This window comes from Castellaniella hirudinis (assembly GCF_047468865.1).
In the GTDB taxonomy this organism is placed as follows: Bacteria; Pseudomonadota; Gammaproteobacteria; order Burkholderiales; family Burkholderiaceae_B; genus Castellaniella; species Castellaniella hirudinis_A.
The window spans coordinates 18,532-30,245 of sequence record NZ_JBLGTV010000013.1; the positions used below are offsets into that span (position 1 = coordinate 18,532).

At 66.5% G+C, this 11,714-nt stretch carries 8 protein-coding genes; 3 read left to right on the forward strand and 5 right to left on the reverse strand.

Annotation, left to right across the window (positions count from 1 at the left end):
- Positions 1–55: 55 nt before the first annotated feature.
- Positions 56–874, forward strand: a complete 819-nt coding sequence (locus ACMHYJ_RS13780) for an outer membrane protein assembly factor BamD (RefSeq protein WP_414246803.1) — start codon at positions 56–58, stop codon at positions 872–874.
- On the opposite strand, the gene ACMHYJ_RS13785 is transcribed toward ACMHYJ_RS13780, so the two are convergent.
- On the reverse strand, positions 871–2,883 hold the full coding sequence (locus tag ACMHYJ_RS13785; protein ID WP_414246758.1) for an ATP-dependent DNA helicase: 2,013 nt from the start codon (positions 2,881–2,883) through the stop codon (positions 871–873). The two genes, ACMHYJ_RS13780 and ACMHYJ_RS13785, sit on opposite strands and share 4 nt — an antisense overlap.
- Positions 2,884–3,002: 119 nt before the next feature.
- Here ACMHYJ_RS13785 and ACMHYJ_RS13790 point away from each other — a divergent pair, with 119 nt between their 5' ends.
- Positions 3,003–5,381 carry a Tex family protein gene (locus ACMHYJ_RS13790; protein WP_414246759.1) on the forward strand — a complete coding sequence of 793 codons (2,379 nt, stop codon included), beginning with the start codon at positions 3,003–3,005 and terminating at the stop codon, positions 5,379–5,381.
- A 141-nt stretch (positions 5,382–5,522) separates the two neighbouring features.
- Here the strand turns inward: ACMHYJ_RS13790 and ACMHYJ_RS13795 are convergent, their stop codons facing one another.
- The 4 genes from ACMHYJ_RS13795 to ACMHYJ_RS13810 form a co-directional block, all read right to left on the reverse strand.
- Positions 5,523–6,356 (reverse strand): ABC transporter permease, encoded by an 834-nt coding sequence (locus ACMHYJ_RS13795; RefSeq protein WP_414246760.1) that lies wholly within the window; start codon positions 6,354–6,356, stop codon positions 5,523–5,525.
- Between the two features lie 77 nt (positions 6,357–6,433).
- Positions 6,434–7,669, reverse strand: a complete 1,236-nt coding sequence (locus tag ACMHYJ_RS13800) for an ABC transporter permease (protein WP_414246761.1) — start codon at positions 7,667–7,669, stop codon at positions 6,434–6,436.
- A 147-nt stretch (positions 7,670–7,816) separates the two neighbouring features.
- Complete coding sequence (locus ACMHYJ_RS13805; protein ID WP_414246762.1) at positions 7,817–8,857, reverse strand: ABC transporter substrate-binding protein; 1,041 nt, start codon at positions 8,855–8,857, stop codon at positions 7,817–7,819.
- A gap of 33 nt (positions 8,858–8,890) precedes the next feature.
- Positions 8,891–9,982: an ABC transporter ATP-binding protein gene (locus ACMHYJ_RS13810; protein ID WP_414246763.1), complete on the reverse strand. Its 1,092-nt coding sequence runs from the start codon at positions 9,980–9,982 to the stop codon at positions 8,891–8,893.
- A gap of 230 nt (positions 9,983–10,212) precedes the next feature.
- On the opposite strand from ACMHYJ_RS13810, the gene ACMHYJ_RS13815 reads away from it, so the two are divergent.
- Positions 10,213–11,703 (forward strand): PLP-dependent aminotransferase family protein, encoded by a 1,491-nt coding sequence (locus tag ACMHYJ_RS13815; protein ID WP_414246764.1) that lies wholly within the window; start codon positions 10,213–10,215, stop codon positions 11,701–11,703.
- The last annotated feature ends 11 nt before the right edge of the window (positions 11,704–11,714 follow it).

Below are 11,714 nucleotides of genomic sequence, written 5' to 3' on the forward strand. Positions count from 1 at the left end.
CCGACAATGCTAACACCTTGATCAAGGATGCCCCGTGGCCGCGCATGTCTCTGCTTTGCTGAAATCCCTGTCATCCCTGTCGCGCCTGGCGCTGGCCGGGCTGTGTCTGGCCCTGGTGGCGGGCTGCAGTTCCACGGCCGGAAAAGTCGACCCCACCGCCGGCTGGAGCGCCGAACGCCTGTACAGCCAGGCCCGCGCCGACATGGGCTCCAACAACTGGTCCGAGGCGCGCAAGCACCTGGAAGCCCTGGAGGCCCGCTATCCTTTCGGCGTCTATGCCCAGCAATCCCTGATCGACCAGGCCTACATCAACTGGAAAGACGAAGAACCCGAACAGGCCAAGGCGGCCATCGACCGCTTCATGCAGCAGTACCCCAACCACCCGGGCACGGACTACATGCTGTACCTGAAAGGCATGATCACCTTCACGCCGCCCAGCGCCGTGCTGTCCAACATCACCCGCCAGGATCCCAGCGAACGCGACCCCAAGGGGCTGCGCGAATCCTACGAAGCCTTCAACGAGCTGATCAAGCGCTACCCCGACAGCCGCTATACGCCCGACGCCCGCAAGCGCGCCGCCTGGCTGGTCAACACCATCGCCGAAAACGAAGTCCATATCGCCCAGTATTATTACGAGCGGGGAGCCTATGTCGCGGCCGCCAACCGGGCCCAGACCGTGGTCACGGATTTCGAAGGCGCGCCCATCGCCGAAAAAGCCCTGTACCTGATGATGATCAGCTACGAAAAGCTGGCACTCCCCGAACTGGCCGCCGACGCCAAGCGCGTGCTGGATCGCAATTTCCCCGACAGCAAATACTATCAGCAGGGCCTGCACGCGCCCCTCAATTACTGGAACCCCATCAACTGGTTCTAGTCTCCCGTGGCGGGCGCGGCGGTTTCGGCGGCCGGCTCGGCCTCGGCCAGCGGCGGGTGCCGCAGGAAATCGGCGGCCACCCGGGCATCACGGGTTCGGGCGAAGGGCGGCAAGCCCTGCCACAGCACGCGCCCATAGGGCTTGTCCACCAAACGGCCATCGCCCACCACCAGCACCCCCCAGTCGGACTCTGACCGGATCAGCCGCCCGGCCCCCTGCTTCAGCAGCAGGGCCGCCTGCGGCAGCTGGTACGCCATGAACGGGTTGCCGCCCTCGGCGCGGCAGGCATTCAGGCGGGCTTCCAGCACGGGGTCGTCCGGCGGCGCGAAGGGCAGTTTGTCGATGGCCACCAGGGTCAGGGCGTCGCCGGGCACGTCCACGCCTTCCCAGAAGCTGGTGCTGCCCACCAGCACGGCATTGCCGCCGGCCCGGAAACGCTCCAGCAGCGCCCCCCGGCTGGCCTCGCCCTGGCGCATCACGGGCCGGTCGGACGACAGCAGGCCGCGCAGCAGCCGGTCGGCCACCCGATCCACGGCCCGCAAAGTGGTGCACAGAATCAAGACCCCGCCGGCACAGGCGTCCACCAACGGCACCAGGGCTTGCGCGAACGCATCGGTAAACCCCGGGTCGCTGGGCCAGGGCAGGCCGTGCGGCACATACAGCAGCCCTTGCGCCGGATAGTCGAAAGGAGATGGCCAGCTGGCGGTCTGGGCGGCATGCAGGCCCAACTGGTGCTGAAAGTGTGAAAAATCGCCGCGCACGGACAAGGTGGCCGACGCCAGCACCCAGGCCTGTTCCGGGCGCTTGAAGCCGGAAAACACCTGGGCCACGGACAGGGGCGCCCGGTGCAGACGCACGGAATGCGGGCTGTGCTCGATCCAGCGCACCGCAGCCTGATCGGCGGGCTCGGGCAGCCCCCGGGCGGGCTGGGCCCACTGCGCCAGCCGGGCGCGCAGCGTGCGCGCCATGCGCGCGGCGGCGGCCAGATCCGGGTGGCGTTCTTCCTGAGTGCCCAGGGCGTCGGCCAGGGCGTCCAGCGACTGGCCCAGCCGCGCCACGGCGGGATCGAATTGTTCCGAGTTGGGGATTTGCTGGAAGGTGGCGCGCGCGCCGGGCATGCGCCCGACGTCCGCGCTGACCAGGCGCAGATCCCGGGCGGCGGCTTCCAGCGCCTGGCTGCGCTCGGACCAGCGCGCGGCCTCGCGGGCATGGGCCAGGCCGGCGGCCTCGGCCTGGCGGGCGCAATCCAGCACTTGGTGCAGGGACAGGCTCTGTCCGAGGAATCGCGTGGCGGTATCGGGCAACTGATGGGCTTCGTCGAACACCACCAGGCGTGTTTCGGGCAGCAAGTCGGGGATGCCTTCCTCGTGCAGGGCCAGGTCGGCCATGAACAAAGCGTGGTTGATCACCACGACGTCGGCCTCCTGGGCATGGCGCCGGGCCTTCAGCAAAAAACAATCGCGCACGAAGGGGCAATCCTGTCCCAGGCAGTTTTCGCGGGTGGAAGTGACCCGGTTCCAGATGTCCGCGGTTTCGGGCACGCCGGGCAGGTCGGCCTTGTCCCCCGTCCGGCTGAGTTGGGTGAACTGCCGGATTTTACGCAGCTGGGCGCTTTCCTCACGCGACTTCAGCCCGCGCTCGTCGTGTTCCAGCCGATCCAGGTGATAGTGGCAGACGTAATTGCCGCGGCCCTTGAGCAAAGCCACGTCCACGGACACGGCCAGCGCTTCGCGCAGGCGCGGGATATCGCGCTTGAACAGCTGATCCTGCAGCGTGCGCGTACCGGTGGACACCAGGACTTTTTCGCCCAGCAGGAAGGCGGGCGCCAGATAGGCCCACGTCTTGCCCGTGCCGGTGCCGGCTTCGGCCACCAGCACCTGGCTGGACTCGATGGCGGCCTGGATGGCCTGGGCCAGGGCCTGCTGGGCCGGGCGCGGGACATAGCCCGGCAGCCAGCGCGCCAGGGGGCCGTCGGCGGCAAAGATTTCGCTCAGGTCGGGCTTGGACATGGAAAACACAGGGCAAATGGACGGAAGGACGAGAGGCCAAGATAACACCCGCCGCCCCCGGCCGAAACGAGGTATGGCAAAATGCGCCGCTTGGACTCCGTATTATTTTAGGCCCCCGCATGTCGATTACCGAACCCACCCCCACTGCCCATCAGGTTGACCCGGCGCGTGTCCTGCGCCTGTTGGACGCGGAACTGGACGCCCGTCCCCCTCAGATCGCGGCGGCGGTGGAACTGCTGGATTCAGGGGCCACGGTGCCCTTCATCGCCCGCTACCGCAAAGAAGCCACGGGGGGGCTGGACGACACGGTTCTGCGCCAGCTGGAAGTGCGCCTGCTGTACATCCGCGAAATGGAAAGCCGGCGCGTCGCCATCCTGGATTCGATCGCCCAGCAAGGCAAGCTGGACGACGCCCTGCGGGCCCGGATACTGGCCGCCGACAGCAAGCAGCGGCTGGAAGACCTCTACGCCCCGTACAAGCCCAAACGCCGCACCCGCGCCCAGATTGCCCGCGAAGCCGGGCTGGAACCCCTGGCCGACCGCTTGCTGGCCGAAGCCGGAGCCGACCCCCAGGCCCTGGCCGAGGGCTACCTGAACGCCGACGCCGGCTTTGCCGACGCCAAGGCGGTGCTGAACGGCGCGCGCGACATCCTGGCCGAACGCTTTGCCGAAGACGCCACCGTGCTGGACACCCTGCGCACCGAGCTCTGGCAGACCGGCCTGCTGATCGCCAAGGTGGTGGACGGCAAGGAAAACGAAGGCGAAAAATTCCGCGACTGGTTCGATTTCAGCGAATCGCTGCGCACCCTGCCCTCGCACCGCATCCTGGCGCTGCTGCGCGGCCGCCAGCAGGGCGTGCTGGATCTGCGCCTGGGGCTGGACGCCGAGCGCGAGGCCCAAAGCCCGCACCCCTGCGTGCAGCGCGTGGCCGACATCCTGCCGGTGGATGCGCGCTTCGACGCCCAGGCCGATGCCCGCCAGCACTGGCTGGCCGAGGTCTGCCGCTGGGCCTGGCGCGTCAAGCTGCTCACCGCCTTTGAAACCGAACTGATCGGCCGCCTGCGCGAAGCGGCGGAAGCCGAAGCCATCCGCGTGTTCGCCGCCAATCTGAAAGACCTGCTGCTGGCCGCGCCGGCGGGCCCCAAGGCCGTGCTGGGACTGGATCCGGGCATCCGCACCGGGGTCAAGGCGGCGGCCATCGACGCCACCGGCAAAGTGCTGGACACCGCCACCATTTACCCCTTTGAACCCCGCCGCGACGTCGAAGGCAGCCTGCGCACGCTGGCCGCCCTGATGACACGCCACCGCATCCCCCTGGTGGCCATCGGCAATGGCACGGCCTCGCGCGAGACCGAGCGCCTGGTGGGCGCCCTGCAAGAACGCCACCCGGAGCTCGCCTTCAGCCGCGTGGTGGTGTCCGAGGCCGGGGCCTCGGTGTATTCGGCCTCCGAGCTGGCGGCCCACGAATTCCCGGATCTGGACGTCAGCCTGCGCGGGGCGGTATCCATTGCCCGCCGCCTGCAGGATCCCTTGGCCGAACTGGTCAAGATCGAGCCCAAGGCCATCGGCGTGGGGCAATATCAGCATGACGTCAATCAACGCGAACTGGCCCACTCGCTGGATGCCGTGGTCGAGGACTGCGTCAACGCCGTGGGGGTGGATGTGAACACCGCTTCGGCGCCGCTGTTGACCCGGGTATCCGGCCTCAACGCCACCCTGGCGCGCAACATCGTGCAGTGGCGCGAAGCCCACGGCGCGTTTCCCAACCGCAAGGCCCTGCGCGACGTGCCCCGCTTCGGCGAAAAAGCCTTCGAGCAGGCCGCCGGCTTCTTGCGCATCCCCAGCTCGGACAACCCGCTGGACGCCTCCGCCGTCCACCCGGAAGCCTATCCGGTGGCCGAGCAGATCATCCTGAAAACAGGCCTGTCCGCCGCCCAATTGATGGGCCAGGCCCAGGCGCTGAAGGGCCTGTCGCCGGCCGAATTCACCACCGAGCGCTTTGGCCTACCCACGGTGCGCGACATCTTCGCCGAGCTGGAAAAGCCCGGGCGCGACCCGCGCCCGGAATTCAAGACGGCCCGCTTCAAAGAGGGCATCCACGATATCAAGGATCTGACGCCGGGCATGATGCTGGAAGGCGTGGTCAGCAATGTGGCCAATTTCGGGGCCTTCGTGGACATCGGCGTGCACCAGGACGGGCTGGTGCATGTCTCCGCCCTGGCCGACAAGTTCGTGAAAGACCCGCGCGACGTGGTGCGGGTCGGGCAGACGGTGCAGGTGCGCGTGCTAGAAGTGGACGTGGCCCGCAAGCGCATCGCCCTGAGCATGCGCAAGGACGACGACCCCGCGGCGCGCACCGGTTCGCGCGCGGAAGCGACGGCCAGGCACCCCGGCGGGCGCGCAAACCCGCGCCCGGCCCGCCCCGGCGGACGGCCCGCCGCGGCCGCCCCGCAAGGGGCCATGGCCGAAGCCTTTGCGCGGCTGAAAAAAGGCGGATAAACAGCCATCGCGGATGCGGGTAACGGACTGCCGCCGACGCGGGCTGCGGTTACCTCCCTCTCCCAAAACAGCCTGCACGGATGCGGGAAACGGACTGCCGGCGCGGGTGGCGGCTACCGCACCCGACCCAAAACAGCGGCCTCAGGCGGCGGTCATCTTGGCCGCCGCCCGGCCGCGCAGCCATTCCAGCACCAGCAGCAAGGCGGTCGAAAACAGAATCAGGATGGTCGCCACCGCCGCGATGATGGGGCTGATGTTCTCGCGGATGCCCGTGAACATCTGGCGCGGCAGGGTGACTTGCTCGGGCCCCGCCAGAAACAGGGTGATCACGACCTCGTCGAAAGCCGTGGCAAACGCAAACAACGCGCCCGCGATCACGCCGGGGGCGATGATGGGCAGGGTCACCCGGAAAAACGTATGGACTGGCCCGGCGCCCAGGCTCTGGCTGGCGCGCAGCAAATTGGCGTCGAAGCCCTGCAGGGTGGCCGACACCGTGGTCACCACAAAGGGCGCTCCGATGGCGGCCAGGGCCAGGATCAGGCCGGCGTAGCTGTTGACCAGGCCATACGGGGCGAAAAACAGGTAAATCCCCAGGCCCGTGACCACCAGAGGCACGATCATGGGGGAAATCAGGATCGACATCAGCAGGCCCTTGCCCCGGAAGCTGGCACGGTGCAGGCCGGCGGCGGCCAGCGTGCCCAGGACGGTGGCCAGAACCGTGGCGGCGGGCGCCACGATGAAGCTGTTGGCGGTAGCGCGGGCCCAGTCGCTGGATTCGAACAGCGCGCTGTACCAGCGCAGGGAATACTGCTCGATGGGGTACAGCAGCATGGAACCCTGGTTGAACGACAGGGGGATGATCACCAGGATGGGCAGCAGCAGGAACACCAGGATCAGGGCGCACAGGATGCGCAAGGCGTAATACCAGATGCGCTCGGTCAGGGACAGATAGGGCGGGAAATTCGGCTTCAGCATGATCGTCCTTCTGGTTTTTCAGGGCCTGGCCCCGCCCCCAGGATCGGGCGCGGGACCAAAAGACAAGGGGGCGGCGTTTAGTTCAGGGCCAGTTCCCGGCCGGAAATCCGGCGGTACAAGCCATACAGCAGCAGGGTGCCGGCCAGCAGGATCAGGCCCAGCGCGCTGGCCATCCCCCAGTTGATGGTCTGGTTGGTGAAATACGCCACGTAGTAGCTGATCATCTGGTCGGCGGCCCCGCCCAGCAAGGCGGGAGTGATGTAGTAGCCGATGGCGATAATGAACACCAGCAGCGATCCCGCCGCGATGCCGGGATAGGTCTGGGGCACGTAAATGCGCCAAAAAGCCGCGAAGGGGTGGCTGCCCAGGGAGACCGCCGCCCGCTGGTACGTGGCGGGCACCGACTGCATCACGCTGTACAGGGGCAGCACCATGAAGGGCAGCAGGATGTGCACCATCGAGATATACACGCCCAGGCGGTTGAACAACAGGGGCAGGGGTTCTGAGATCAAGCCCATATCCACCAAGGCGGTGTTGATCAGCCCTTCGCGCTGCAGCAGAACGACCCAGGCCGCGATGCGCACCAGCACCGAAGTCCAGAACGGAATCAGGATGCAGATCAGCACCAGGTTGGCCCGGCGCTTTTCCAGCCGGGTGATCCAGTAGGCCAGGGGATAGCCCAGCGCCAGCGCGACCAGGGTCACGATGCCGCTGATGAGGAACGTGCGCGAGAAAATCTCCTGGAAGGCGGAAGTATCCGGCGGGGCGGCGACCACATGGCCCTGGAGATCCAGCTTCATATCCAGCGAGGCCAGCAGGTAGTAGGGCGTCCAGGCGCGGTTATTCTGCGCGATGACGGACCAGTACTGGGGCTCGGCCCAGCGCTTGTCCAGGGCCAGCAGCTGGACGCGGGCGTCTTCGGCGCTGCCATCGGCCGCCGGCAGGCGGCGCAGCGTCTTGAACAGCAGCGAACGGTAGCCGGAAATTTCGTAGTTCAGGCGCCGCGCCAGCTCGCCCGCGGCCGGGGTGCTCTTGGCCTGGGCCAGATCCTGAGTCAGGGCCAAGTAGGCCGGATCCGGCGGCGGGCCGCTGCCGTCCCATGCCTGCAGGGCCTGCAGGGTCCGGGGCAGCGTTTGCTGGACTTCGGGGTTGTCCACCGCGCGCGTCAGCAGGGTCGCAATCGGCACCAGGAAGACCAGCAGCAAAAACACTGCCAGGGGGGCCACCAGCAACAGGGCCCGCAAGTTCTTTTTTCGTTGCGTGCGCCGCATGGCGCGGCGGATGGCCACCGGGTCTTCAAAAATCATATCCATGGCGTGCTCGTCCTGAAGCGGGAATGGACAGGGAAAGGCATCGTCGGCGCGGCGGCCATGCCGCGCCGGATGCGCCGCCGTGACGGCGGCGCGGCGCCGTCACCGGCCGGCATGCCGGCCAGCGGGGCGCAGCGGCCGAACCGCGCGCTAGCGCGCGGCCCAGGCGGTAAAGCGCTGTTCGAGTTCTTCGCCGTGGTCGGTCCAGAATTCCAGGTCGTTGAACAAGGCATTGCGCGCATTGGCCGGAGAATTCGGCAGATTGGCCAGGACGCTGCGATCCAGCAGGCCGATGGCTTCTTTGCTGACCGGGCCATAGGCGATGGCGGAAGAATACGCGGCCTGCGCCTTGGGAGAACTGGCGTAGCGGACGAACTCGATGGCCTGTTCCTTGTTGGGCGAGCCTGTCGGGATGACCCAATAGTCGAAATCGTAGACGCTGCCGTTCCAGACGACCTTCAGATTGCGGCCTTCGCGCTGGGCCGCGTCGATGCGCCCGTTATAGGCCGCCGACATGACGACGTCGCCCGCCGACAGCATCTGCGGCGGCTGCGCGCCGGCCTCCCACCACTGGATGTGCGGCTTGAGCTCGTCCAGCTTCTTGAAGGCGCGATCCACGCCCTCGGGGGTGGACAGCACCTTGTAGACATCGGCGGGAGGCACGCCGTCGGCCATCAGGGCGAATTCGACGTTGTAGTGGGCGCCCTTGCGCAGGCCGCGCTTGCCCGGGAATTTCTCGACATCCCAGAAATCGGCCCAGCTGGCGGGCGGCGTCTTGAGCGTATCGGCGTTATAGGCCAGCACGGTGGACCACACGAACGTCCCCACCCCGCAGTATTTCAGCGCCCCGCGCACCATATCGCCCTTGTTGACGATCGTCCCCCAATCAATGTCTTCATACAGCCCCTCGTCGCAGCCCCGGCCCAGGTCGCCGGTCTCGACCTCGACGACGTCCCAGACGACGCCGTTGGACTGAACCATGGCCTTGACCTTGGCTTGTTCCCCGTTATAGGCCACCGGAATGATTTTCTGGCCGGTTTCCTTTTCGAACGGCTGGATGTAGGCCTGGTTCTGCGCATCTCCATTGGCGCCGCCGAAGTTGACGACGGTCAGATCGCGGGCCTGGGCCGGGGCCTGCAGCAGCACCAGGGGCAGCGTGGCGGCCAGTGCCGTCAATACGTGTTTTTTCATGGTTGTCTCCTGTAATGGGATGATCTGCGGACTTCAGGGTTGAAAAACGCGGATATGTTCGGGGTCTATCCACAACGGGATGGGCACCCCGGGGGTGTGTTGCCTGGCTTCTGCGGCCAAGGGCATTTTGACAAAAAAGGATTCGTGATCCGACAGGCGGCAGCGCAGCCGGACGTGATCGCCGAAATAGACCTCGTCGACCGCGTGGGCCTGGAACTGATTGGACGGCTTGCCGGACACGGCCAGGATGCGCTCGGGTCGCACGGCCACCACGCAATCGCTGCCCGCCCGCAGCCCCTGGACATTGAGGCCGCGCAAGCGCGGGCCATCGGTGATCTGGACTTCGCACCAGCGGTCGTCGGCCGCGCTGACGATGCCGGGGAACTGATTGCTGTCGCCCACGAACCCGGCCACGAAGCGGTTGCAGGGGAATTCGTACAGGTGGTCGGCGCTGCAGACTTGCTGGATCACCCCCTGGTTGAAGACGGCGACCCGATTGCTCATGGTCAGGGCCTCGCTTTGGTCGTGCGTGACATAGACGAAGGTGACGCCCAGCTTGCGGTGCAGGGCCTTGAGTTCGAGCTGCATGTGCTCGCGCAGCTGCTTGTCCAGGGCCCCCAGGGGTTCGTCCATGAGCACGATCTTGGGCTCGAAGACCAGGGCGCGCGCCAAGGCGATGCGCTGCTGCTGTCCGCCCGAGAGCTGGGCGGGATAGCGCTTGGCGAAGCTTTCCATCTGCACCATGGCCAAGGCGTCGCCAATGCGCTGTTTGCGCTGGGCGGCGGGCATCTTGCGCACCTGCAGGGGGTAGTCCAGGTTGCGCTCGATGGTCATGTGGGGAAACAAGGCGTAATTCTGGAACACCATCCCCAGGTTGCGGTGGTGCGGCGGGACGTCGTTCAGGCGGCGTCCTTCGAGAAAAATATCGCCTTGGGTCGGGGATTCAAACCCCGCCAGCATCATCAGACAGGTGGTCTTGCCCGAGCCCGACGGCCCCAGCAAGGACAGGAATTCCCCCGGATAAATATCCAGGTTCAGATCCCGAACCACCAAATGGTCGCCGTCGTAGGATTTTTGGACACCTTGGAACCTGACCAGCGGTTCGAGGGGGGGCACGGTGGACATCGTCAGCAGTCTCCTGGGGCGCGAAAACAGTGGGGGGGAATCAGGCGGGGGGTGCCATCACTTGCGTCAGGATAGCCAGACTCTTGTCCATCAGGCCATCAGGGATTATTTGAATTTCATTCATGCTTGTCTCCGGTCAATCGGGGGTGTATCCGCCTGATCTTTTTTTCACTATACTGATATTTTGGTTTATCAAATAGATCCATTTTAATAAAATTAATGGGGCCAATTTGGATTCTTTTCTACTTTCTGAATGGTTGCTACAGCGTTTCGACCCGTCGGACGGCGGCCCCGCATATCGGCGTTTATATCAGCTGATCTGTAGGGCCATTCTGGACAACCATCTCGTCGCCGGGGCACGCCTGCCGTCGTCCCGCGACCTGGCCGCCGAACTGGGCATTGCGCGCAACACGGTGCTCCAAGTCTACGACCAGTTGTCGGAGGAAGGCTACGTCCGCGCCGGGGTGGGGCGCGGCACCTACGTCCAGGACATCAGCCAGGACTTGGTCGAAACCCTGCCCGCCTCCCGCCCGGATACCGAACGCCCCGCGGTGCGCGCCGCCGACGTCCAGACGCTCTCCACGCGCGGGCAGGCGCTGATTTCCCACCTGGGGTTCTCCAACCGGCAGGCGGGCGCCTTCATGCCCGGCATCCCCGACGTGCGGGAATTCCCCCTGAAAACCTGGGCCAGGATTCAAAACCGCCTCTGGCGCACCGAACCCTGGGGCCTGATGCGCTACGCCCCCGCCGGTGGATACGGCCCGGCGCGCCAGGCGATTTCAGACTACCTGGGCAGCGTGCGCGCCGTGCGCAGCACGGCGCAGCAAGTCATCATGACCACGGGCATCCACCAGGGCGTCGACGTGGCCGCCCGGCTGCTGTGCGATCCCGGCGACACCGTCTGGGTCGAAGAACCCGCGTACTGGGGCGTGCGCAATCTGCTGTCCGTCAGCGGGCTGCGCCTGGTACCCATCCCGGTGGACGATGAAGGCCTCTGGCCCGAAGGCGCCGCGCTGGATCAGCCACCCCGCCTGATCGTCGTCGCGCCGTCGCACCAGTACCCGCTGGGCATGGTCATGAGCCTCGCCCGGCGGCGCATGCTGCTGGACTATGCCCGCCAGGTCTCGTGCTGGATCATCGAGGACGACTACGACAGCGAATTCCGCTACGGCACCCGCCCGCTGGCGTCCCTGCAGGGCATGGACGAATCGGGCCGGGTGCTGTACGCGGGCAGTTTCAGCAAGACCCTGTGCCCCGGCCTGCGGGTGGGCTTTCTGGTGGTCCCGGAAAGCCTGGCCGACGTCTTCGCCAACGCGGTGGCGGACCTGTACCGGGAAGGCAACATGATGAACCAGGCCGTGCTGGCCGAATTCATCCGCGACGGCCACCTGGCCCAGCACATCCGCCGCGTGCGGCGCCGCTACGCGGAGCGCCGCCTGTGCCTGATCGAAGCCATCGACCGCCATTTCGGGCAGGCGCTGGAGATCATCGGCGACGACGCGGGCCTGCACCTGATCCTGGCGCTGCCCGATGGGGTGGATGACACGCTGGTGGTGCGCGACGCCCTGCAGCAAGGCGTCGTGACCCGCGCCCTAAGCACCTATTACCTGGAGCGGGCCCATGCCCGCCCCGGCCTGTTGCTGGGTTATGCCGGGGTGACCCCGACGGAAATCCGGCCCGCCTCCGACATCCTGGCCGGTGTCGTGGGCGCCTACCTTTGACTTTCCCTCTA